The organism is Nocardioides zhouii, assembly GCF_004137345.1.
Taxonomy (GTDB): Bacteria; Actinomycetota; Actinomycetes; order Propionibacteriales; family Nocardioidaceae; genus Nocardioides; species Nocardioides zhouii.
On record NZ_SDWV01000008.1, the window covers coordinates 1 to 23,145 of the forward strand.

Consider the following 23,145-nt stretch of genomic DNA (forward strand, 5'->3'; position numbering starts at 1 on the left):
AGCGGTGGTCCACCCACACTCGTTGGCTCGGGAATGTGGCTCGGCCACCGCTGGAGCGCGAGTCGTACGCCGACACGTCCGTCAGCGGTGGTCCACCCACACTCGTTGGCTCGGGAACGTGGCTAGGCCACCGCTGGAGCGCGAGTCGTACGCCGACACGTCCGTCAGCGGTGGTCCACCCACACTCGTTGGCTCGGGGATGTGGCTCGGCCACCGCTGGAGCGCGAGTCGTACGCCGACACGTCCGTCAGCGGTGGTCCACCCACACGTGGTGGCTCGCGAATGTGGCTAGGCCACCGCTCGGGCGCGCGCTGCTGCGGGTCGCGTGGCTCAGGCGCGTAGGCACGCCGGCCGAGAGATCTCGATACGCGCTTGCGACCTCGTTCCTCGGTCGCCGCGTGCTACTCGATCTTCCGTGACTACGACACTGCTGGCGCAGTGTCGGTCAGGGGACGATGCCGTGCTCGACGAAGGCGTTGAACGGGTCGACCGGGCCGCCGCCACCGGGGCGGACCTCGAGGTGGAGGTGCGAGCCGGTCACGTTGCCGGTCGCGCCGACGGTGCCGATGACGTCGCTGCCGTAGACGCGCTCGCCGACGGAGACGTAGATCGACGTCTGGTGGCAGTACCAGATCTCGGTGCCGTCATCGAGGGTGACGACCGTCTTGTTGCCGTAGGCGCCGTCGTAGCCGGTCGAGGTGACCGTGCCGTTGGCGATGGCGTGGATCGGATCACCGGTGTTGCCGTTGAAGTCGAGGCCGGTGTGGTAGCTGGCCCAGAGGCCGTACTGACCGAAGGTCGCGGTGATCTGGTAGACGTCGAGGGGGAGAAGCCACTTGTTCTCCTTGATCTTCGCCGCCTGCTTCTCCGCGGACTTGCGGATCTCGGCGAGCTTGGCCTCACGCTCGGCCATCTGCTTCTCGGCGAGGGCGACCAGCTCGGGGTCGGTCTCCTCACCGGAGCTGCGGGTGCCGTCGCGGCTGACAACGACACCGCGGCGCGAGAGCGCCTGGCCTGCAGCGGTGCCGATCGAGCCGGCGGCGTCGAGCGAGGAGCCCGACGAGGTCAGTGCCGTGACGCCCGCGCCGGACGCGGTGACTGCCCCACCTGCGGAGATCGCCAGAACGGCGACACCGGCCACCAGCGGGAGGGACGGCACGCTGCGCCACACCGAACGGCGGGGCGGCGTGGTCGCACGTCGCTTGCCATTCAGGGGTGCCGCTGCCGAGGTGCGACGCTGGGGAGCGCGCTCCGCTCGGTGGTTGCCCATAGGGGTATTTACCAATCTGCCGGGTCAGGGGGGTGGTCGGCAAGACCGCGCACGACTGTAACGGAAAGATCACGGAAAGTTGCATTGAAGGCCAGAAAAGGCGCATACCTGCAGGTCAGCCGCGTGCAGCTCGATAGCGGTCCAGCGCCTCGACCCTCTCATCCGCGTGGTCGACGATCCGCACCGGGTAGTCCTGCTCGTAGCCCACGTCGGACTTCCACGGCTCGTGGGCGGCCTTGCCGGGCAGGTGGTCGAGCTGCGGGACCCAGCGACGTACGTAGTCGCCCTGCGGATCGAACTTCAGCCCCTGGGTGATCGGGTTGAAGACGCGGAAGTAGGGCGAGGCGTCCGTGCCGGTCCCGGCGACCCACTGCCAGCCGTGGTTGTTGGAGGCCACGTCGCCGTCGATCAGCAGGTCGAGGAAGTGCCGCGCGCCGACCGGCCACCACACGTGCAGGTCCTTGGTGAGGAAGGACGCGGTGATCATCCGCACCCGGTTGTGCATCCAGCCGGTGTGCAGCAGCTGCCGCATCCCGGCGTCGACGATCGGGAACCCGGTGGTGCCGGTGCGCCAGGCCTCGACGGCGTCCTCCGGCTCGTCGTACGCCATCCCCTGCAGCGCGGGCTTGAGGTCGGCCCACGCCGACGCCGGCTCGTGCCACAGCACGTCGGCGTAGAACTCGCGCCAGGCGATCTCGTTGGCGTACGTCGAGCGGGTGTCGATGTCGGCGAGCAGCGAGCGAGGGTGGAGCACCCCGAGGTGGAGGTAGGGCGAGAGCCGCGAGGTGCCGTCGTGGTCGGGGCGGTTGCGCTCGTTGGAGTAGGCACGCACGCCGTCCTCGCGGAACTCGCGCCAGCGCCGCCAGGCGGCGTCCTCGCCGGCACCCGGCAGATCGAACGGCGCGTCCGCGACCGACTTCTCCAGGAGGTCGACGGCCTTCGCGTGCGAGTCGGCGGGCGCCAGGTCGGGGGAGCGGGGCGTGTGGGCGGGCTCCGGCCAGCCGTGCTCGCGCCAGCCGCGGGCGAAGGCCGTGAAGACCTGGTAGGGGTTGCCGCTGCCGTTGCGCACCCGCCCCGGCCCGACGGCGTACGGCGAACCGGTGGCGACCAGCTCGACCCGCTCGCCCACGGCCTCGTCACGACGGCGGCCGTACGGCGTGGTCTCGGCCGACACGTGCACCCGGCGACCGTCGGCCACGCGCGGCACGACGTCGCGGGGGTCGCCGTGGCGGATCGTCAGCGGGATGCGCTCGGCCAGCGCCAGCACGTTGGCCGCGAGCCAGGCCTGCCGCGCCGCGCCGGCGCCGGACCAGATGGCCGGATCGACCACGAACAGGGCCGTCGCGGTGCCGTCCTCGAGCGCTGCGAGCAGCGCCGGGTTGTCCCGCACGCGGAGATCGCGCCTGAACCACATCACCGAGGACATGCCCCTCAACGTAGCCGGGAGGTGACCACCACCACGTGCACCCGACCTCGTGCGACCGCCCCGCGGAGGTCTAGGGTGCCGAGAGGGAAAACCCGCCACTGTTCGCAGACGAAAAGGATCGGTCACCTCGTGGACCTGATGGAATTCCAGGCGAAGGAGCTCTTCGCGAAGCACGGAGTCGCAACGACGTTGGGTGTGGTCGCCGAGACCCCCGAGGCCGCGCGCGCAGCCGCCGAGGAGATGGGCGGAGTCACCGTCATCAAGGCGCAGGTCAAGGCCGGTGGCCGCGGCAAGGCCGGCGGCGTGAAGATCGCCAAGACGGCCGACGAGGCCGAGTCCTACGCCCGCGACATCATCGGCATGGAGATCAAGGGCCTGCGCGTCAACCGCGTCCTGGTCACGCCGGCGACGCCGCCGGTCGAGGAGTACTACTTCTCCTTCCTGCTCGACCGGTCCAACCGCTCGCACCTGTGCATCGCATCGGTCGAGGGCGGCGTGGAGATCGAGGAGGTCGCCAAGACCAACCCCGAGGCCGTCCGTCAGATCCGCATCGACGCGATCGAGGGCGTGACGCCGGAGAAGGCCGCCGCGATCGTCGACGAGGCGAAGTTCCCGGCCGAGCTGCGTGACCAGGCCATCGAGATGGTCCAGAAGCTGTGGCAGGTCTACGTCCAGGAGGACGCCACCCTCGTCGAGGTCAACCCGCTGGCCCGCCTCGAGGGCGACAAGCTCGAGGCGCTCGACGGCAAGATCTCGCTCGACGACAACGCCTCCGAGGTGCGCCACCCCGAGCACGCGCAGTTCGAGATCCGCGAGGAGGCCGACGCCCTCGAGTCGAAGGCCAAGGACAAGGGCCTCAACTACGTCAAGCTCGACGGCCAGGTCGGCATCATCGGCAACGGCGCGGGTCTCGTGATGAGCACCCTCGACGTCGTCGCGTACGCCGGTGAGGCGCACGGCGGCGTGAAGCCCGCCAACTTCCTCGACATCGGCGGCGGCGCCAACGCCCAGGTGATGGCCGACGGCCTCGACGTGATCCTCAACGACGAGCAGGTCAAGAGCGTCTTCGTCAACGTCTTCGGCGGCATCACGGCCTGCGACGAGGTCGCCAACGGCATCAAGGGTGCCCTGGAGATCCTCGGCGACAGCGCCACCAAGCCGCTCGTCGTACGCCTCGACGGCAACAACGTCGAGAAGGGTCGCGCGATCCTCGACGAGCTCAACCACCCGCTGATCACCCAGGTCGACACGATGGACGGCGCGGCCGACAAGGCCGCCGAGCTCGCCCACCAGGCCTGAGAGAGAACTGGACACAATCACATGAGCATCTACCTCAACAAGGACTCCAAGATCATCGTCCAGGGCATGACGGGCGGGATGGGCGCGAAGCACACCACCCTCATGGTCGAGTCGGGCGCGGACATCGTGGGCGGCGTCAACGCCCGCAAGGCCGGCACGACGGTCGAGCTCGGCGGCAAGGAGCTGCCGGTGTTCGGCACGGTCGAGGAGGCGATGAAGGAGACCGGCGCCAACGTGTCGGTCGCGTTCGTCCCGCCGGCCTTCACCAAGGACGCCTGCATCGAGGCCATCGACGCCGAGATCCCGCTCCTCGTGGTGATCACCGAGGGCGTCCCGGTCCTCGACACGGCCGAGGTCGTGCAGTACCTCGACGGCAAGTCCACCCGGATGATCGGCCCCAACTGCCCCGGCATCATCACGCCGGGCGAGTCGCTGGCCGGCATCACGCCGCACACCATCGCGGGCACTGGCCCGGTCGGCCTGGTGTCGAAGTCGGGCACGCTGACCTACCAGATGATGTTCGAGCTGAAGGACTTCGGCTTCACGACCGCCATCGGCATCGGTGGAGACCCGATCGTCGGCACCACGCACATCGACGCGCTCGAGGCGTTCGAGAACGACCCCGACACCAAGGCGATCGTGATGATCGGCGAGATCGGCGGCGACGCCGAGGAGCGGGCAGCGGCCTACATCAAGGACCACGTGACCAAGCCGGTCGTCGGCTACGTCGCGGGCTTCACCGCTCCCGAGGGCAAGACCATGGGCCACGCCGGCGCCATCGTGTCCGGCTCCTCGGGCACCGCGCAGGCCAAGAAGGAGGCCCTCGAGGCCGCCGGGGTCAAGGTCGGCAAGACGCCGTCCGAGACCGCAGCCCTGATGCGGGCCATCCTGAACGAGCTCTAGCCTTCAGAACCTCTGATCGACCGGGTCGTCCAGACGGCCTTCGAGGCGGCTCCGCAGGTCCACCTGCGGGGCCGTCGTCGATTTCGGAGGGCGCTCGTGACGGGCGGGCCGCTGCGCCTCCCAGAGGATCCGCCACACTACGTGCGCGCCGAGCAGGCGTACGGGCGCCACCGCGGAGACGCGGCGTGGCGAGGGCAGGGTCGGGCAGGCCGAGCTGGCCAGCGTCGAAGGAATGGACATGACTGGTTAACACCCCGTTTTCGTGAACACACACATCGCCGGAACGATCTTCCCCGTGGTCTCCGTGACCCCGTCAGCCTGCTCGTCCAGCGATGCGAGCGAGCCTTCACCGTATGTCTGGACCATCAGTCGTGCCGCACCGACCCTCGTCACCTGGAAGACCGAGCTCCCCAGGCTGTTGTCGTACGTCAGCCCGACCGTGACCGTGTCGTAGCCGGTGTCGCGGTCGAGGACCGTCCACACCTGGTGGTCGACCGACCGGCAGTCGCCGGCCGCCCCGCGGAGGACGGCCATCACGTTCGAGGCCACCTCGGCGTCGGCGTGCACGATCAGCTCACGGCCGTCGAAGTACTCCGGGCCGAGCGCGCCCGTGACCAGGCGTCGGCTGCCTCCGGCGGTGCCGCCCAACGGCCACACCTCCCGGCCGCACATCTCGACGACACCGATCCCGTCGCCGTCCGGCGAGGGCGGGGACACCTCCGTCTCGCCGTCGTCCTCCGGCAGCCCGACGGCCAGCGGGAAGTCGTCGGGTACGGGCGTCACCACGCCGGCCGGACCCGCGGTGGGCGTCGCTCCGGGGCTGGCCGCACGATCGAACAGCGCCATGGCCGAGACGGTGTCGCGAGTCAGAGCGACGGTGTCGGCGATGCCCTGCTCGACGTCTTCCCACTCGCCGTACGTCCGTGTCGCCAGCAGCGCCGCGCCGACCGGCACGACGTGGATGACGATCGCGCCCGGGACGGACTCGCCGTCGACGGCGTAGGTCTGCACCAGCAGGGTGGCCGGGTGCGACCCGAACGGCGACTCGCGCACCTCGGTGGTCGTCTGGACGCCGTCCTTGACGATGGTGAGGTCGCACCGAGACGTCAGGTCGGCGAACGACTGCGCCACCTTGGCCGCCTCGTCCGGGCTGCCGAGGATCAGCAGCTCCCGGCTGTCGAGCGCCTCGCCGCCGCTGTTGTCGGCGACCATCCGGTCGCGGGTGCCGAGGCCTCGCAGGGGCGAGGTGCCGCACAGGGTGAGGTCGCGGAGGCCGGTGCCGGTGCGTGAGGTCGCGATGGCGTCGTCCGGTCCGCCCATGCCGCTCGACAGGGGGAAGTCGTCCGGGATCGTGGTCGCGCCGGTGGGCTCGACCTCGGCGGGACCGTCCGACTGCTCGGTCGTCGCGTCGGACACGGTGTCGTCCGCCGCGCCGTCTCCCGACGTCGCCAGGTCCGAGGGCTGGCCGCCGCACCCGACGAGCGCGACAGCGCAGGTCAGGGTCGCGGCGAACAGCCGTGCTCGATGCCTCACGACACCTAAGACACCGCGGAGGCCGAAAAGGTTGCGTCAGTCCCGTGCGGGAGCTGCGGCCATGCGCTCGAGCATCCGGCGCGCGAGCGCGACGAAGTCGTCGCGGGACATCGTCATCGAGCGGTCAGGGGCGAAGCCGAGCTGCGAGACGGTGGTGCCGTCGCGCCCGATCGCCATCAGGAACGGGAACGACTGCTTGTCGTTGAGCTCGGTCGACAGGGCCCACACGCTGAGGTCGCCCGACGTCGAGGACGACGTGGCCAGCTGGGTGACGCTGGTGCCGAGGTTGGCCTGCCCGCACTGCCGGATCCGGGTGCGGACCTGGTCGACGAACGTCGACGCCTTGGCCTGGTTCATCGTGCCGATGGTCTGGGTCAGGCCGAGCTGCAGGGCGTTGGTCGTCTCGGGGAAGACGAAGGTCCGGGTCAGCGCGCGCGAGATGCCCTTGCCCGTGAACGTGGTGCGGTCGCAGCGCGTGGAGGCGAAGTTGGTCTTCGCCCGCTCCGGGGGGATGCCGACCCACGGGCCGCGGACGGCGGCGACGGGCGGCAGGTCGACGACCGCGAGCAGCCCCGCCGGCGTACCGATGTCGAGCGGTGCCGTGCGGTTGGCCCGCGCACGGCCGGCGCAGGCGCCGGCCCCGTCGGTCCCGCAGAGCGCGTTGACGGAGGCGGCCAGCCCCGTGAGGGTGGCCTTGTCGCTCGCCGGGCGGCCCGTGCTGCGGACCACGGTGGTCACCACGAGGCTGCCGGTGCGGGCCAGGGCCACCGTGATCGTGGACGGCACCTTCCCCCACGTGCGCAGCCGGAACGCCCGGGCCTCCTCGCCGACGCGCTTGACCGTGCGGGTGTCCATCAGCTGGGTGCGCGGGTCGGTGCAGCCGGCGTACCAGGCCGAGGCCGTCTCGAAGCTCTGTGCGGCCTGGTCGGCGTCGCTCGACATCTCCACGAGCTGGACGACGGTCGACTCCACGCTCGTCTCGGTGCGCTTGTCGGTGCGCTGGCCCTCACCCTTGCCGACCTTGGCCCGGACCGTGCGGGTCGCGGACCCCTCCCAGGTGCGGGCGAGGGCGGTGACGCCGGCGGGGTCGGAGAAGCGCTCGCGCTGGCAGGGGGCGAGGAGTCCGCTGCCGGCGAGGTTGTCGGTGGTGGCGGTCTCCGCCCAGTCCAGGCCCGAGCCGAAGCGGGCCATCTGGGTCGAGGACAGCAGCGTCGTCTCGTCGATGAGCTGCTCGCCGGTGGCCTCGTCCGGCGCCGGGTCGTGCACGGTGACGCCGGTGGACACCTTCTCCTCGCTGAGGCTGGTCGGCTCGGCGTCGGCCCCGGTGGCGACGAGCGAGCCGGAGACGACGAGTGCAGCGGCCGCCACGCCCGCGCCGATGACGGTGTGCGTACGACGGCGCGCGGCCCCGGAGCGACGGATCACGGTCGCGCGCGGCCAGCGGATCTCCTCCAGGGGCGCGGCGAGGTCGTGCAGGAGGCGGCGTACCTCCGTCGTGGGGACGTCGCGGGCGAGCGAGAACTGTGACGTGGCCGTCTGCAGCTCGCGCTCGGCGTCGGAGCGCGGCAGGCCGACCATGCGCCCGATGTCGGTGAGCGAGAGGGTGGACAGGCCGTTGAGCACGAGGAGCTCGCGCTGGCGCGGGGTGAGCTTGGACAGCGCGTCGAGCGTGGTGCGCGCCTCGGGGGCCAGGGACTTGTCGCGGTGCCAGATCCGGGCGGTGTGCCGGCGTCGGGCTCGACGGAAGGCGATCGGGCGGATGTAGGAGTCGCGGTCGTCGAGGTGTCCGACCTTGCGCCAGTGGTGCCACGTGACCACGAAGGCGTCCCGCACCGCGGCCCGGGCGGCCGGGGCGTCGCCGGTGAGGGCGTACGCCTCGTGCAGCAGGCGCGTGCGCGTCTCGACGTAGTAGGCGTCGAAGGTCTCGGGGCTCCTCATGACCAGTCCACGGTACGGGAGCGGCACACGGTGCGCACATCGCCCGTGGGCGGCGTGGCAGCGCCGTCGGCGGCGGGCACCGGGTGATGATGGATCGGCCATGACGTCGCTCCTCACCCGTCCCGACACTGCCCGGACCGACGCTGCCCGCTCGCGGCCGCTCGTGCTGATCGCGACCCTCGGGGGTGTCGCGGCCGCCCTCGCCCCGCTCGTCGTGCTGCTCGCCGTGGGGGTGATCGGCTGGTTCGTCACCGACGCCGGCGTGCACGGCGCGCCCCGCGACGGCATGCGGATGGGCGCCCTCGCGTGGCTGGCGGGCCACGGGTCCGGCTTCACCGTGATGGGCGCACGCGTCACGATCGTGCCGCTGGGCGTGACCGCGATGACCGTGTGGTCGATGTGGCGGATCGGGCACCGGGTCGGCGACGCCGTCTCCGGGCACGGTCCCGACGCCGACCGGATCTCCGACGGCGAGCGCGACCTCACGGTGCCGATCGCGATCATGACGTTCTTCGCCGGGTACGCGGTGGTGGCCGTCGTGGTCGCCACACTCGCCGCCGGCACCTCGGTGGACCCGTCGGTGCCGCGCGTCCTGGCCTGGACCGTCGTGATGACGGCCCTCGTGGCGGCACCCGCGATCGCGGTCGGGTCGGGTCGGGCCGCCATCTGGGCGACGTTCGTGCCGGTGACCGTCCGTGCCGGTGCTGCCGTCGCGGGAGCGGTGCTCGGCGCCCTGCTGGTCGTGTCGACCGTTGCGTTCCTGCTGACGCTGGCGCTGTCGCTGGACGACGCGGCGACGATGACCTCGAGCCTCCACCCGAGCCCGTCCGAGGCCGGCCTCTACGCCCTCGTCAACGCCGCCTTCGTCCCCAACGCGGCGCTCTTCACCGGTTCCTTCCTCCTCGGCCCCGGGTTCGCCGTCGGCGGCGCCACGCTCGTCACGCCCGGCGCGGTCGTGCTCGGTCCGCTCCCCGTCGTCCCGATCATCGCCGCGCTGCCCGCGGTCGGCACGCCTGCCGCCTGGGTGGGCGGCCTGATGCTGCTGCCGCCGCTCGTCGCCGCGATCGCGGCCTACCGGACGCTCCGGACCCGGACGCTCGCCTGGGACCAGGTCGCCCTCGCCGGGTGCGGCGGTGGGCTCGTGGCCGGCTTCGGCTTCGCCGTCCTCGCCTCGCTGTCCGGCGGCGCCGCCGGACCGGGCCGGATGCGCTTCGTCGGTCCCTTCAGCCGCGACGTGCTCGTCCACGCGGTCACCGCGTGCGGCATCGGCGCCCTCCTCGGTGCCGCGGTGGTCGCCCTGCTCGTGTGGCGCGCGACCCGCGCCTGGGCGGACGACGAGCCCGCCGAGTCCACCGAGGTCTGACCGTGGGCGGTGGTCACAGCCACGCCGAGCGGCCGTCGCTCGGTCCTGCCCCGCGCGGGATGCGGGTGCTCATCGCGCTGCTCGTCGGACCCCTGGTGCTCGCGACCGTCGTGGGCCTCGCGGTGCTCTGGCCCGACGGGGACCTGCAGGTCTCCGGGCTGGGGACCGACGTCGAACGCGGGACGGCGAAGGTGCGGGACATCGGTCCCTGCCAGCAGGCGCGGGCCATCGACGGCTGCCAGGTGGCGGAGGTCGACCTGCTCTCCGGCGCCGGGGCGCCGGGCCAGGCCGTCGCGCTGCTGCCCTTCGGTCCGGGCGCCCCGGAGGTGGAGGTCGGCGACCGGATCATCGTGTCCTTCGCCGCGCAGGCGCCGCCGGGTGAGCAGTACGCCTTCCAAGACTTCGACCGCGGACCGCCGCTCCTCGTCCTGACCCTCTTCTTCGCCGTCGGCGTCCTGGCGCTGTCGCGCTGGCGGGGGATCGGGGCGCTCGCCAGCCTGGCGTACTCGCTGGTGCTGATCGCGGTGTTCACGCTCCCCGCGATCATCGAGGGGTCGTCGCCCCTCGCCGTGGCGGTGGTGACCGCCGCCGCGATCATGCTGGTCACGCTCTACCTCTCGCACGGCTTTGACGTGCGTACGACCGTGGCGATGCTGGGCACGCTCGTCTCGCTCGTGCTCATCGGGGTCCTCGGCCTGGTCTTCACGCGGGTCGGGCACTTCACCGGCCTCGTCGACGAGGGCAGCCAGTACATCTCCGGGATCGCTGGCCAGGTCGACCTCCGCGGGCTGCTGCTCGCCGGGCTCGTCATCGGCGCGCTCGGCGTGCTCGACGACGTCACCGTCACCCAGACGTGGGCGGTCTGGGAGCTCGCCGACCTGGACCCGGGGGCGACCACGCGCTCGCTCTTCGTCCGGGCGATGCGCATCGGCCGCTCGCACGCTGCCTCGACCGTCAACACGCTCGTCCTGGCGTACGTCGGGGCGACGCTGCCGCTGATGCTCGTCTTCTCGGCCCTCGAGCTGCCCTTCGGCATCGCGGTCAGCCAGGAGATCGTCGCCCAGGAGGTCGTGCGCGGGCTGGTCGGCGGCCTGGGCATCCTGGCCGCGGTGCCGGTCACGACGGCCATCGCGGCGCTCGTCGCGAGCCGGCTCGCTCGCCGCCCCTAGACTCCGGGGCGTGGACCGCACCGCTCGCCTCGTCGTCCTGGTGTCGGGCTCCGGCACCAACCTCCAGGCCCTGCTCGACGCCTGCGCCGACCCGACGTACGGCGCCCGCGTGGTCGCTGTCGGCGCCGACCGCGAGGGGATCGAGGGCCTGGCGCGCGCCGAACGGGCGTGCGTCCCCACCTTCTCGCGGTCGGTGTCGGACTTCGAGACCCGTGAGGGCTGGGACTCCGCAATGGCGACGTTGGTCGAGCGGTTCGAGCCCGACCTCGTCGTGTCGGCCGGCTTCATGAAGCTGCTGTCGACCGACTTCCTCGGCCGCTTCCTCACCCTCAACACCCACCCGGCGCTGTGCCCGGCCTTCCCCGGGATGCACGGCCCGCGCGACGCGCTCGAGCACGGCGTCAAGGTCACCGGGGCGACCCTCTTCGTGGTCGACGCCGGAGTCGACACCGGCCCGATCGTCGCCCAGGTGCCGGTGGAGGTCGCCGAGGACGACGACGTCGCCTCGCTCCACGAGCGGATCAAGACGGCCGAGCGCGCGATGCTCGTCGACGCGGTCGGGCGGATCGCGCGCGAGGGCATCACCGTCGAGGGTCGCCGGGTTCGCATCGGCGGTCGGGATCGCTAGTCTGCTGCCACACGACTGGCGCAGGTGGGCAACCACCAGGGAGTGACGCGCGGGAGCATCGAACGCCTGGGTGCCCCGACTCAATCACCATCCGAGGAGTCCCGTGTCCGACCTGCCCACCCCGATGCGCATCCCGATCCGCCGAGCCCTTGTCTCCGTCTACGACAAGGCCGGTCTCGACGACCTGGTCCGCGGCCTGCACGAGGCCGGCGTCGCGCTGGTCTCCACCGGCGGCTCGGCCGCGCTCATCGAGTCGCTCGGCCTGCCGGTGACCAAGGTCGAGGACCTCACCGGCTTCCCCGAGTGCCTCGACGGTCGGGTCAAGACGCTGCACCCGCGCGTGCACGCCGGGATCCTCGCCGACCGCCGCCTCGAGTCCCACGTGGCTCAGCTCGAGGAGCTCGGCGTCGAGCCGTTCGACCTCGTCGTCAGCAACCTCTACCCCTTCACCCAGACCGTCACCTCGGGCGCCAGCCCCGACGAGTGCGTGGAGCAGATCGACATCGGCGGTCCGTCGATGGTGCGCGCCGCCGCCAAGAACCACCCCAGCGTCGCGATCGTCACCTCGCCCGCGACGTACGATGCCGTGCTCGCCGCGGTGGCCGCCGGCGGCTTCACGCTGGCCGAGCGCCAGCGCCTCGCCGCCGAGGCGTTCGTGCACACCGCGACGTACGACGTGCACGTGGCGTCGTGGATGGGCAACGTGCTCACCGACACCAGCGAGGGCTCGGGCTTCCCGGCCTGGATGGGCGCGACGTGGAACAAGGAGGCGGTGCTGCGCTACGGCGAGAACCCCCACCAGGGCGCGGCGCTCTACTCCAACGGCTTCCTCCCCGAGGGCCCCGGCCTCGCCCAGGCGACGCAGCACCACGGCAAGGAGATGTCCCACAACAACTACGTCGACGCCGACGCGGCCCGCCGGGCGGCGTACGACTTCGACGGGCCCGCCGTGGCGATCATCAAGCATGCGAACCCGTGCGGCATCGCGGTCGGCGACGACGTGGCTGCCGCGCACCGCAAGGCCCACGAGTGCGACCCGGTCAGCGCCTTCGGAGGCGTCATCGCCACCAACGTGCCGGTGTCCGTCGAGATGGCGCGGCAGGTCGCGGAGATCTTCACCGAGGTGATCGTGGCGCCGGGCTACGAGGACGGCGCGATCGAGGCGCTGCAGGCGAAGAAGAACATCCGTATCCTCGAGTGCCCGCCGCTCCACCGCGGCGGTGGCGAGATGCGCGCCATCTCCGGCGGCCTGCTGCTGCAGGCGCGCGACGTGATCTCCGCCGAGGGCGACGACCCCTCGGCCTGGACGCTCGCGACGGGCGAGGCCGCCTCGCCCGAGGTGCTCGCCGACCTCGCCTTCGCGTGGCGCGCGTGCCGGGCGGTCAAGTCCAACGCGATCCTGCTCGCCGCCGACGGTGCCTCCGTGGGCGTCGGCATGGGTCAGGTCAACCGCGTCGACTCCTGCCGGCTCGCGGTCGAGCGCGCGGGGGAGCGGGTCACCTCCGCCGTCGCCGCGTCCGACGCGTTCTTCCCGTTCGCCGACGGTCCGCAGATCCTCATCGACGCCGGCGTGCGTGCGATCGTCCAGCCCGGCGGGTCGGTGCGCGACCCGGAGGTCGTCGCCGCGTGCGAGGCCGCGGGCGTGACGATGTACCTGACCGGCACCCGCCACTTCTTCCACTGATCCCTAGGATGACCGACGTGACGGCACAGACCCTGGACGGCGCAGCCACGCTGCGGACCATCAAGGCCGAGCTCGCCCAGCGCGTGGCCGTCCTCAAGGAGCAGGGAGTCGTGCCGGGTCTCGGCACGGTGCTGGTCGGCGACGACCCCGGCTCCCACTGGTACGTCGGCGCGAAGCACAAGGACTGCGCCGAGATCGGCATCACCTCGATCCGCCGCGACCTTCCCGCGACGGCGAGCCAGGCCGAGGTGGAGGCCGTCATCGACGAGCTCAACGCCGACGACGCGTGCACCGGCTTCCTCGTGCAGCAGCCGACCGGGCTCGACGAGTTCGCGCTGCTCTCGCGGGTCGACCCCGACAAGGACGTCGACGGGCTGCACCCGACCAACCTCGGCAAGCTGGTGCTCGGGGAGTCCGGCCCGCTGCCCTGCACGCCAGTCGGTGCGATCGAGCTGCTGCGTCGCCACGACGTAGAGATCGCCGGAGCGGAGGTCGTCGTGGTCGGTCGCGGGCTCACCGTCGGCCGGCCCCTCGGGCTGCTGCTGACGCGCCGCTCGGAGAACGCCACCGTCACGCTGTGCCACACCGGCACGCGCGACCTCGCGGCCCACGTACGCAACGCCGACATCGTGGTCGCCGCCGCGGGCGTGCCCGGCATCATCACCGGCGACATCGTCAAGCCGGGCGCCGCCGTCCTCGACGTGGGCGTCTCGCGCGTCGACGGCAAGGTGACCGGCGACGTGCACGCGAGCGTCTGGGACGTCGCAGGCTGGGTCTCGCCCAACCCCAAGGGCGTCGGCCCGATGACCCGCGCGATGCTGCTCAGCAACATCGTCGAGATCGCCGAGAAGTCCGTCCGGGCGTGATGGTCGAACCCGAGCAGGGGACCCCCGACGGCGCTCCGGGCGAGCAGGAGCGGCGCTACCCCTCGACGATCGGCGGGATGTTCTACCTGCTCGTGCTGGCCACCGTGGCCGTCGCGATCACGGTCGCCACGCTCGACGAGTGGCGCACCGGGATCCGGGTGATGGGCGGCGCGCTCGTCTTCGCTGCCCTGGTCCGTCTGGTCCTCCGCGCCCGCGACGCCGGCATGCTCGCCGTACGCCACAAGGTCCTGGACGCCCTCATCCTGCTCGTGCTGGGCGGGCTGCTGATCTTCCTCGCGGGCTCGATCCCGGACCAGCCCGGCGGCTTCTAGGACCGTTCAACGCACGAGCGGCGTGTGAGACAGGTTCCGCGGCTGCAGAACATGTCTCACACACCGCTCGAGAGTGCGTGAAGCAGATGGCTCAGATGAGGCCGAGCTCCGTGACGGCCTGGCGCTCGTCGGCCAGTTCGGCGGTCGAGGCGTCGATCCGGGCGCGGGAGAACTCGTCGATCTCGAGGCCCTCGACGATCGACCAGTCGCCACCGGAGGTGGTCACCGGGAACGAGGAGATGAGGCCCTCGGGCACGCCGTACTCGCCGCTGGACACGACGGCCATCGAGACCCAGTCGTCCTGCGCCGAGCCGAAGAGCCAGTCGTGCGCGGCGTCGATCGTCGCCGACGCGGCGGACGCGGCCGAGGAGGAGCCGCGGGCTTCGATGATCGCGGCGCCGCGCTTGGCGACGGTCGGGATGAAGTCGTTCTCCAGCCAGGACTGGTCGCCGACGAGCTCAGCGGCGTTCTGGCCCGTGACCTCGGCGTGGAAGAGGTCGGGGTACTGGGTCGCCGAGTGGTTGCCCCAGATCGTCATCTTCTTGATGTCGGTGACGCTGGCGCCCGTCTTGGCCGCGAGCTGCGAGATCGCGCGGTTGTGGTCGAGGCGGGTCAGCGCGGAGAACCGCTCGCGCGGGATGTCGGGCGCGTTGGTCATCGCGATGAGCGCGTTGGTGTTGGCCGGGTTGCCGGTGACACCGATGCGGACGTCGTCCGCGGCGACGGCGTTGAGGGCCTTGCCCTGCGCGGTGAAGATCGCGCCGTTGGCCGAGAGCAGGTCGCCGCGCTCCATGCCGGGGCCGCGCGGGCGCGCGCCGACGAGCAGGGCGAGGTTGACGCCGTCGAAGATCGTCTCGGCGTCCGAGCCGATCTCCACACCGGAGAGGAGCGGGAACGCGCAGTCGTCCAGCTCCATGACGACGCCCTCGAGCGTCTTGAGGGCCGGCTCGATCTCGAGCAGGCGCAGCTCGATCGGGCGGTCCGCGGCCAGCGCACCGCTGGCGAGGCGGAAGAGCAGGCTGTAGCCGATCTGGCCGGCGGCGCCGGTGACGGCCACCTTGAGGGGTTCGGAGGTCACGATTCTTCTCCTCGTACGGGGTGGTCTGTGGTGGTCTGGCTTGTCCCGCTGACGCTAGCAGCGCGGTTTCTCTGGTGTGCGGCTGGCATGCTGGCGCCCATGTCCCGAGCCGTACGACGTCGCGCGGCCGGTCTGCTGGCTGCGTCGCTGCTCGTCTCGCTGACCGGGTGCGCCGGCCTCGGCCAGCCCGTGCCGTACGACTCCCCGGGGATCAACGGGCTGGTGATCCCGACGCCGTCGCCCGACGCGAGCGACTTCGTGGCCGTCGTCGACAACCCGTGGCTGGCGCTGGAGCCCGGGACGAGCCGGACGTACGACGTCACGGGCGCCGAGGGTGCCATCGAGACCGAGGTCCTCGCCGGGACCACCAAGGTCGCCGGGCTGACCGCGACAGCCCTACGCACGGTGACGGACATCGACGGCGCGACCTCGGACGAGACCCGGTTCTACGCCCAGGACGACGACGGCAACGTGTGGCTGGTGGGCATCGACTCCGACACCGGGCTCTCGTGGCGTGCCGGCGAGGACGGCGCCGAGGCCGGCCTCGCCATGCCGGCCGACCTCCGGCTCGGCGACGGCTGGCTGACCTACCGCGTCGCGAACCTGCTCGAGCCGAGCACGATGGTCGAGGACGTCTCGCGCGAGATGGTGCAGGTGCGGGAGACGGCCGGCGGCGAGGCCGACACCACGACGCGGGTGTACGAGTCGGGAGCCGGCCTGGTCAGCATCAAGGACGTCGACGCCGGGTGGCAGGCCGTGCTCGCCGAGTAGTCGGTCCGGTCAGGGCTGATCGGGCCGACGGACCTGCGTACGGCCGTCGTCGTCGCCCTCGGGGTTGCCCCAGTGGCCGGGTGCACCCGGTCCGGGCTGCGGCTGGGCCGGCGGCTGCGGCGCGCCCCACTGGCCAGGCTGGCTCGGCTGCTGCTGCGGCTGCTCGGCCGTGGCCGGCTGGCCCCACTGCCCGGGAGCCGGCTGCGCCTGCGGCGTGGAGTAGGGGTCGGGCTGCTGCTGCGCGGGCTGGCCCCACTGCTGCTGGGGCGGCGCGCCCCACGCGGCGCCGGGCTGGCCCCAGCCGCCCTGCGCGGGGTTCTGGCCCTGGTTCCACTGGGCCTCGTAGCTGCCCGGGACGAACTGCTGGCCCTTGCGGCCACCGCCGAAGTTGAGGCCCGAGCCCGCGACCGCGTCGGCGCCGTGGCCGAAGAGGACGGGGTAGGTCAGGCCGGCGATCGCGGCGCCGAGCAGGGGAGCGACGACGAAGAGCCAGAGTTGGACGATCGCGTCGGTGCCGGCGAAGACGCCCACGCCGATCGACCGGGCCGGGTTGACCGAGGTGCCGGTCGCGCTCATCGAGGCGAAGTGGATCATCGCGAGCGCCAGGCCGATGGCCAGCGGGCCCATCGCCACGTTGACCTCGTTACGCTCGTCGGTGACCGCGAGGATCACCCAGAGGAAGACGGCGGTCATCAGGACCTCGAGCAGCAGCGCCGCCCACCAGGCGAAGCCGGTGCCCTGGTCGCCGAAGAAGTTCTGCGCCATGTTGCCCTCGGCGCTGAAGCCCTCGAAGCCGTGGTTGAGGCCGAAGAGCGCCGCGCCGGCGAGGAGCCCGCCGAGCAGCTGGGCGGCGGAGTAGATGCCGACCTGGTTCCACGGCAGCCGGCCGCCGAGGACGGCGCCGAGCGTGACGGCCGGGTTGAAGTGGCCGCCCGAGATGCGGCCGACGGCGTACGCCATCACGACCACGGTGAGACCGAAGGTGAGCCCGGTGGCCACGTAGTCGCCGCCGCTGCGCATGGCCGCCCCGCAGCCGAAGAAGACGAGCACGAAGGTGCCCAGGGTCTCGGCCGTGAACTTCTGGCCGGTGGTGGGTGTGTCGATGGTGTCGCTCATCGCGAGCTGTCCTCCCAGTCGTGACGGCCGTACCCCGCGTAGGCCACGCGAAGCCTAGCCGCGCTCGCACGGGGGTGCGAGGGTAGGCGAGTCGCACCGCGTGCCCACGTCAGGTATCTTGACGTCAAGAGTTACTGTCGATCCTCAGGAGCTGCCTACCCATGGCCAAGATCATCTACACCCACACCGATGAGGCGCCCCTGCTGGCGACGTACTCGTTCCTCCCGATCATCGCGGCGTACGCGAAGACCGCCGGTGTCGAGGTCGAGACCCGTGACATCTCCCTGGCCGCCCGCGTGCTCGCGCAGTTCCCCGACCGCCTCACGGGCGAGCAGCGCGTCGACGACGCCCTCGCCGAGCTCGGCGAGCTGGCCACGCAGCCCGAGGCCAACATCATCAAGCTCCCCAACATCTCCGCCTCGATCTCGCAGCTCAAGGCGACGATCGCCGAGCTCCAGTCGCAGGGCTACGACCTGCCGGCCTATCCCGAGAACCCGCAGACCGACGAGGAGCGCGAGACCCGCGCCCGCTACGACAAGGTCAAGGGCTCCGCGGTCAACCCCGTCCTGCGCGAGGGCAACTCCGACCGCCGCGCGCCCGCGTCGGTGAAGAACTACGCCAAGTCGCACCCGCACTCGATGGGCGCCTGGAGCAGCGACTCGAAGACCAACGTCGCGACGATGGACCAGGACGACTTCTTCAGCAACGAGCAGTCCGTGGTGCTCGACGCCGACGACACCCTCGCGATCGTGCACGTGGCCAGTGCCGGTTCGGATGGGGGCGGCGAGGAGACCCTCCTCAAGGAGGGCCTGAAGGTCCTCGAGGGCGAGGTCGTCGACGCGACCCTCATGAGCGCGGCCGCGCTCGACGAGTTCTTGGAGGCCCAGGTCGCCCGGGCCCAGGCGGAGGGAGTGCTCTTCTCCGCGCACCTCAAGGCCACGATGATGAAGGTCTCCGACCCGATCATCTTCGGCCACGTCGTGCGCGCCTACTTCGCCGACGTCTTCGCCCAGTACGGCGAGCAGCTGGCCGCCGCGGGCCTCTCGGCCAACGACGGACTGGGCGGCATCCTCGCCGGCCTCGACTCCGTCGACAACGGCGCGGAGATCAAGGCCGCCTTCGAGGCGGGTCTCACCTCCGGCCCCGCCCTCGCGATGGTCGACTCCGACAAGGGCATCACCAACCTGCACGTGCCCTCCGACGTCATCATCGACGCCTCGATGCCGGCGATGATCCGCACGTCCGGCCAGATGTGGAACGCCGCGGGCGAGCAGCAGGACACCCTCGCGGTGATCCCCGACTCGTCGTACGCCGGCATCTACCAAGCCACGATCGACGACTGCCGCGCCCACGGCGCTCTCGACCCGGCCACGATGGGCTCGGTGCCCAACGTCGGCCTGATGGCCAAGGCTGCTGAGGAGTACGGCTCGCACGACAAGACCTTCGAGATCCCCTCCGCGGGCAAGGTCGAGGTCCGCAACGCCGCCGGCGACGTGCTGATGTCGCACGACGTGCAGCCCGGCGACATCTGGCGCGCCTGCCAGACCAAGGACGCCTCGATCCGCGACTGGGTGAAGCTGGCCGTCACCCGCGCCCGCGCCAGCGAGACCCCGGCGGTCTTCTGGCTCGACGAGACCCGCGCCCACGACGCCAACCTCATCGCGCTGGTGACGGAGTACCTCAAGGAGCACGACACCGACGGCCTCTCCCTCGAGGTGATGGCTCCGGCCGAGGCGACGACGTTCTCGCTCGAGCGGATCCGTCGCGGCGAGGACACCATCTCAGTGACCGGCAACGTGCTGCGCGACTACAACACCGACCTGTTCCCGATCCTCGAGCTCGGCACCAGCGCCAAGATGCTCTCGATCGTCCCGCTCATGAATGGCGGCGGCCTCTTCGAGACCGGTGCCGGCGGCTCCGCGCCCAAGCACGTGCAGCAGCTGGTCAAGGAGGACTACCTGCGCTGGGACAGCCTCGGCGAGTTCTTCGCTCTGGCCGCGTCGCTCGAGCACCTGGCCGGCTATGACGACAACCAGCGCGCGAAGCTGCTCGGCGACGCCCTCGACCGTGCCACCGAGACGTTCCTCAACGAGGACCGCTCGCCGGGTCGCAAGCTCGGCACGACCGACAACCGCGGTTCGCACTTCTACCTCGCGCTCTACTGGGCCGAGGAGCTGGCGAAGCAGACCGAGGACGCCCAGCTGGCCGGCGCGTTCGCCGCGCTGGCCACGACGCTGCGCGACAGCGAGCAGACGATCGTCGACGAGCTCCTTGCGGTGCAGGGCAAGCCGGCCGACATCGGCGGCTACTTCCGCCCCGACCCGGAGAAGGCCGCCGCGGTGATGCGGCCGTCCGCGACGTTCAACGAGGCCCTCGCCACGTTGGGCTGACACGTTCGGCTGGCGCCGAGACCCACGTCACGACCAGGACCCCCGGGGAATACCTCCTCGGGGGTCCTGTCTTGCATCCTGTGATGACCATGACGACTGCCGCCAGCAACCGCACCACCGATCCGACGTCGGACGACCTCGACGTCCCCTCGGTCACCGCGCGCCACTTCGGCCTCGCTGTCGTCGCCCTGGCGATGGGCGGCTTCGCCATCGGCACCACCGAGTTCGTGACGATGGGGCTGCTGCCACAGATCTCCCGCGGCGTGGACGTGTCGATCCCCACGGGCGGCCACGTCATCTCCGCGTACGCCGTCGGGGTGGTGGTCGGCGCCCCGCTGCTCGCCTTCCTCGGCGCGCGGCTGCCCCGCCGGGCGCTGCTCGTGGCCCTGATGGCCGCGTTCGCGGTGGGCAACGGCGTGAGCGCCCTCGCCACGTCGTACGAGCAGCTGATGCTCGCCCGGTTCGCCGCCGGCCTGCCGCACGGCGCCTACTTCGGCGTCGCGTCCCTCGTCGCGGCGAGCATGGCCCGCCCCTCGCGCAAGGGTCGTGCCGTCTCCCAGGTCATGCTCGGCCTCTCCGTCGCCAACGTGGTGGGTGTCCCGGCAGCGACGCTGCTCGGCCAGGAGCTCGGGTGGCGGGCCGCCTTCTGGGCCGCGGCCGGCCTGGCCGTGGTGACCCTCGGCCTCGTCGCGTGGTTCGTCCCGTCGTGCCCCGGTGACGCCGAGGCGAGCGGACGTCGCGAGCTCAGCGCCTTCAAGGTCCCGCAGGTCTGGCTGACGCTGCTGGCCGGTGCCGTGGGCTTCGGCGGCATGTTCGCCGTCTACACCTACATCGCTCCTGTCGTCACGGACGTGTCCGGGCTGGGGGAGCGCTCGGTCCCGGTCTACCTGCTCTTCTTCGGCCTCGGCATGGTGGTCGGCACGTGGGTCGCCGGGATCATGGCCGACTGGTCGATCTTCCGCTCGCTCATCATCGGCGGCGTGGGCATGGCCGCGACGATGCTGCTCTTCTGGGCCACGGCGCCGTACGGGTGGGCCGCGCTGCCGGTCGTCTTCCTCATCACCGTGCTCGGCTCGGTGCTGGTGGTCAACCTGCAGCTGCGCCTGATGGACGTGGCGGGCGACGCCCAGACCCTCGGCGCCGCGATGAACCACGCCTCGCTCAATGTCGCCAACGCCCTCGGCGCCTGGCTGGGCGGCGTGGTGATCGCCTCGGGCTACGGCCTGCGCGCCCCGGCCCTCGTCGGCCTCGTCCTGTCGCTGGCGGGTGTCGTCATCCTCCTGATCTCGGCGCGACTCCACGTGCGCGGCCGAACCGTCACAGGTTCCTGAGTTTTCCTGCCGTTAACACGGCCGGAACCGTTGCGTAGCCGGGGTTTGGAACGATCCAATGACACGAGGGCGGAGAGTCCGCCCGACTGGCACTGGGGAGTCAGCATGGACGAGAACAAGATCGCGATCGAGATGGAGCGCCGGCGGAGCCTGGCCGACCGCAACATCGGCCAGGTGGTCGAGCTGCTCGAGCGGCGCCGCGAGCTGCGGGGCATCTACCCGATGGCCGACCTGGTCGCCGACAACGTGGGCTGGATCGTCTGAGCCGAGTCGTGGGTGCCGATCAGCCGAGTCCCGGCAACGGCTGGTCGGCCCACTCGGTGAGGCCGTCGGACGAGCACACCAGCGCGTCGTAGCGCCCGCGCTCGACCACCACGCACACGTCGTCGCCCGACGCGAAGACGCCGCTCTCGAACGCGGACAGCTGGATCGGGGTGACGAACCCCTCGTCGTCGATGCGCAGCAGGTGGTGCGACTCGGTGGTCAGGTAGGCCGTGCCGTCGGCCCCGACCGCGAGCGCCGACATGTTCCGCACCCGGTCGGTACTCATGGTGTCCAGGCTTCGGGCCACGACGCCCGCTGCTGACGCCCACGTGGTGCCGCCATCGTGCGAGACCTGGACGTCGAGAAGGGGAATTCCGCCGCTCGGGTCGTCACCAGAGAGGGCCACGGCCACGTGGTCGCCGGAGCCGGCGACCACGGCGCTGCTGACCTTCTCCGTGGCCCGCGTCGCGATCTTGTTTTCCCAGTTCCGGCCGTCGTCGGTGGTGGAGATCCATGTCACGGGTCCGGTGCCGGTGCCGGTGACGGCGACAAGCCTCCCGTCCGCCGTGACATGAGCGGCATAGGTCCGCCGATCCGCCTGCGCCGGCAGCGGCACCAGCTTGTCGCCGCGCAGCAAGCGCCACCCGTCGACAGTTGGCACCGCCGTGTCGCCGGCCATCACGTCGCCACTTCCCGGCCCGGTGTCGAAGATCTCCGACCGGTCGCCCGCGGGGGAGAGCCGGAAGGTTCCGCGGGCGTCCTGGACGAGCCAGCCGCCGGGCACCGGGGTGACCGTGGGGAAGGACGCCCCCAGGACTTCGCCGAAGACGCCGTCGCCGTCGCGCGTGACCAGTGCGAACTGGCACGGGTCGAAGTCGCATCCGCGCCACAGCGCCACCTGCGCGCCGCCCTCGCCACCGGCGATCGACCACAGCTGGACCTGGTCGTCGTCGAGCACCGCCCGGACGCTCGAGGGCAGCCGCTCGTCAGGTGCGCTGGTCCCGTCCCAGGGCGTCGAGGTCGCCGGTCGCGTCGGGTCGGGGGAGGCGTCGTCCGCCCCGACCAGACCGCCCGCGGCAGCGCCCAGCCCGCCGACCACGACCGCGGTGGCCAGCCCCGACGCGATCGTCGTACGGCGGCGACGGCGGCTGGCGGCGGCCCGGTCGAGGACGGCGTCGAAGCCGGGCTGGGCGACTCGGTCGGCGACGTCGTGCTGGAGGTCGGTGGGAAGAATCATCGGGGGCTCCGCTCGGTGGGCTCTATCTCCGGCTCGGGTTCGGTGAGCAGCTCCGCGAGCGCGGCCCGACCGCGGGACAGCCGCGCCTTGACCGTGCCGACGGGGGCGCCGACCGCCTCGGCCACCTCATGCACCGGGAGGTCGGCGAGGTGGTGGAGGGCGATCGCCTCGCGCTGGGCGGCGGGCAGCCGGCGCAGTGCAGCCAGCAGCACGAGCCGGTCCTCCGGCAGGTCGGCGTACGACTCCTCGGCGACGAGGCGGTGGCTGACGTCGCGGAAGAAGCGGCCGCGCCGCCACCGGGTGCGGGTGACGTTGACCGCGACGGTGCGCAGCCAGGCCTCGGGGTTGTCGGCCGCCAGGAAGGAGCGCCCGGAGTTCACGGCCCGGGCGAAGGCCTCCATCACGGCGTCCTCGGCCTCGACCGGGTCCCCGGTGACGCCGGTGAGCTGGCCCACGAGCCGGCGGTAGGACGTGGCGTACACCTCGTGCACGCGGTCCACCGCACTCCTCGGGGGCATGGCCCACCCTCCCACTGGTCGTCTGCTCT

20 protein-coding genes and 1 riboswitch are annotated in these 23,145 nt (G+C 71.7%); of the genes, 12 read left to right on the forward strand and 8 right to left on the reverse strand.

Annotation, left to right across the window (positions count from 1 at the left end; genetic code table 11):
- Positions 1 to 445: 445 nt before the first annotated feature.
- A complete protein-coding gene (locus tag EUA94_RS09325) occupies positions 446 to 1,159 on the reverse strand; it encodes a M23 family metallopeptidase (RefSeq protein WP_207210482.1) in 714 nt (237 codons plus the stop codon).
- Between the two features lie 226 nt (positions 1,160 to 1,385).
- Positions 1,386 to 2,696: a cryptochrome/photolyase family protein gene (locus EUA94_RS09330; protein WP_129426613.1), complete on the reverse strand. Its 1,311-nt coding sequence runs from the start codon at positions 2,694 to 2,696 to the stop codon at positions 1,386 to 1,388.
- A gap of 129 nt (positions 2,697 to 2,825) precedes the next feature.
- On the opposite strand from EUA94_RS09330, the gene sucC reads away from it, so the two are divergent.
- Positions 2,826 to 3,995: an ADP-forming succinate--CoA ligase subunit beta gene (gene sucC, locus EUA94_RS09335; protein ID WP_129426614.1), complete on the forward strand. Its 1,170-nt coding sequence runs from the start codon at positions 2,826 to 2,828 to the stop codon at positions 3,993 to 3,995.
- A 21-nt stretch (positions 3,996 to 4,016) separates the two neighbouring features.
- On the forward strand, positions 4,017 to 4,898 hold the full coding sequence (gene sucD / locus EUA94_RS09340) for a succinate--CoA ligase subunit alpha (RefSeq protein ID WP_129426615.1): 882 nt from the start codon (positions 4,017 to 4,019) through the stop codon (positions 4,896 to 4,898).
- 246 nt (positions 4,899 to 5,144) lie between these two features.
- Here the strand turns inward: sucD and EUA94_RS09345 are convergent, their stop codons facing one another.
- Positions 5,145 to 6,431 carry a hypothetical protein gene (locus EUA94_RS09345; protein ID WP_129426616.1) on the reverse strand — a complete coding sequence of 429 codons (1,287 nt, stop codon included), beginning with the start codon at positions 6,429 to 6,431 and terminating at the stop codon, positions 5,145 to 5,147.
- A gap of 36 nt (positions 6,432 to 6,467) precedes the next feature.
- Positions 6,468 to 8,369 carry a SigE family RNA polymerase sigma factor gene (locus EUA94_RS09350; RefSeq protein ID WP_129426617.1) on the reverse strand — a complete coding sequence of 634 codons (1,902 nt, stop codon included), beginning with the start codon at positions 8,367 to 8,369 and terminating at the stop codon, positions 6,468 to 6,470.
- Between the two features lie 100 nt (positions 8,370 to 8,469).
- On the opposite strand from EUA94_RS09350, the gene EUA94_RS09355 reads away from it, so the two are divergent.
- From EUA94_RS09355 to EUA94_RS09380, 6 genes are all read left to right on the forward strand, one after another.
- Positions 8,470 to 9,732 (forward strand): cell division protein PerM, encoded by a 1,263-nt coding sequence (locus EUA94_RS09355; protein WP_129426618.1) that lies wholly within the window; start codon positions 8,470 to 8,472, stop codon positions 9,730 to 9,732.
- A gap of 2 nt (positions 9,733 to 9,734) precedes the next feature.
- Complete coding sequence (locus EUA94_RS09360; RefSeq protein ID WP_129426619.1) at positions 9,735 to 10,901, forward strand: YibE/F family protein; 1,167 nt, start codon at positions 9,735 to 9,737, stop codon at positions 10,899 to 10,901.
- Between the two features lie 10 nt (positions 10,902 to 10,911).
- Positions 10,912 to 11,529: a phosphoribosylglycinamide formyltransferase gene (purN, locus tag EUA94_RS09365; protein ID WP_129426620.1), complete on the forward strand. Its 618-nt coding sequence runs from the start codon at positions 10,912 to 10,914 to the stop codon at positions 11,527 to 11,529.
- Between the two features lies 1 nt (position 11,530).
- Positions 11,531 to 11,608: riboswitch (ZMP/ZTP riboswitch) on the forward strand.
- Positions 11,609 to 11,653: 45 nt separating this feature from the next.
- Positions 11,654 to 13,213, forward strand: coding sequence for a bifunctional phosphoribosylaminoimidazolecarboxamide formyltransferase/IMP cyclohydrolase (gene purH / locus EUA94_RS09370; RefSeq protein ID WP_207210492.1), 1,560 nt, complete (start codon positions 11,654 to 11,656; stop codon positions 13,211 to 13,213).
- Positions 13,214 to 13,230: 17 nt separating this feature from the next.
- On the forward strand, positions 13,231 to 14,079 hold the full coding sequence (locus EUA94_RS09375) for a bifunctional methylenetetrahydrofolate dehydrogenase/methenyltetrahydrofolate cyclohydrolase (protein ID WP_129426621.1): 849 nt from the start codon (positions 13,231 to 13,233) through the stop codon (positions 14,077 to 14,079).
- A complete protein-coding gene (locus tag EUA94_RS09380) occupies positions 14,079 to 14,411 on the forward strand; it encodes a DUF3017 domain-containing protein (RefSeq protein ID WP_242494784.1) in 333 nt (110 codons plus the stop codon). The genes EUA94_RS09375 and EUA94_RS09380 overlap by 1 nt, the downstream gene beginning before the upstream one ends.
- A gap of 91 nt (positions 14,412 to 14,502) precedes the next feature.
- On the opposite strand, the gene EUA94_RS09385 is transcribed toward EUA94_RS09380, so the two are convergent.
- Positions 14,503 to 15,489, reverse strand: coding sequence for a malate dehydrogenase (locus tag EUA94_RS09385; protein ID WP_129426623.1), 987 nt, complete (start codon positions 15,487 to 15,489; stop codon positions 14,503 to 14,505).
- A gap of 99 nt (positions 15,490 to 15,588) precedes the next feature.
- On the opposite strand from EUA94_RS09385, the gene EUA94_RS09390 reads away from it, so the two are divergent.
- A complete protein-coding gene (locus tag EUA94_RS09390) occupies positions 15,589 to 16,260 on the forward strand; it encodes a hypothetical protein (RefSeq protein WP_129426624.1) in 672 nt (223 codons plus the stop codon).
- 9 nt (positions 16,261 to 16,269) lie between these two features.
- On the opposite strand, the gene EUA94_RS09395 is transcribed toward EUA94_RS09390, so the two are convergent.
- Positions 16,270 to 17,376, reverse strand: a complete 1,107-nt coding sequence (locus EUA94_RS09395; RefSeq protein WP_129426625.1) for an aquaporin — start codon at positions 17,374 to 17,376, stop codon at positions 16,270 to 16,272.
- Between the two features lie 161 nt (positions 17,377 to 17,537).
- Here EUA94_RS09395 and EUA94_RS09400 point away from each other — a divergent pair, with 161 nt between their 5' ends.
- The 3 genes from EUA94_RS09400 (at position 17,538) to EUA94_RS22120 (ending at position 21,361) form a co-directional block, all read left to right on the forward strand.
- On the forward strand, positions 17,538 to 19,766 hold the full coding sequence (locus EUA94_RS09400; protein ID WP_129426626.1) for an NADP-dependent isocitrate dehydrogenase: 2,229 nt from the start codon (positions 17,538 to 17,540) through the stop codon (positions 19,764 to 19,766).
- Between the two features lie 83 nt (positions 19,767 to 19,849).
- The gene (locus EUA94_RS09405; protein ID WP_242494763.1) at positions 19,850 to 21,097 is read left to right on the forward strand and encodes an MFS transporter; all 1,248 of its coding nucleotides are present in this window, start codon (positions 19,850 to 19,852) and stop codon (positions 21,095 to 21,097) included.
- A gap of 105 nt (positions 21,098 to 21,202) precedes the next feature.
- A complete protein-coding gene (locus EUA94_RS22120; protein WP_165356848.1) occupies positions 21,203 to 21,361 on the forward strand; it encodes a hypothetical protein in 159 nt (52 codons plus the stop codon).
- Positions 21,362 to 21,380: 19 nt separating this feature from the next.
- Here the strand turns inward: EUA94_RS22120 and EUA94_RS09410 are convergent, their stop codons facing one another.
- Positions 21,381 to 22,598 (reverse strand): beta propeller repeat protein, encoded by a 1,218-nt coding sequence (locus EUA94_RS09410; protein WP_129426627.1) that lies wholly within the window; start codon positions 22,596 to 22,598, stop codon positions 21,381 to 21,383.
- On the reverse strand, positions 22,595 to 23,116 hold the full coding sequence (locus EUA94_RS09415) for a sigma-70 family RNA polymerase sigma factor (RefSeq protein WP_129426628.1): 522 nt from the start codon (positions 23,114 to 23,116) through the stop codon (positions 22,595 to 22,597). Before EUA94_RS09415 ends, EUA94_RS09410 begins: the two co-directional genes overlap by 4 nt.
- Positions 23,117 to 23,145 lie beyond the last annotated feature (29 nt).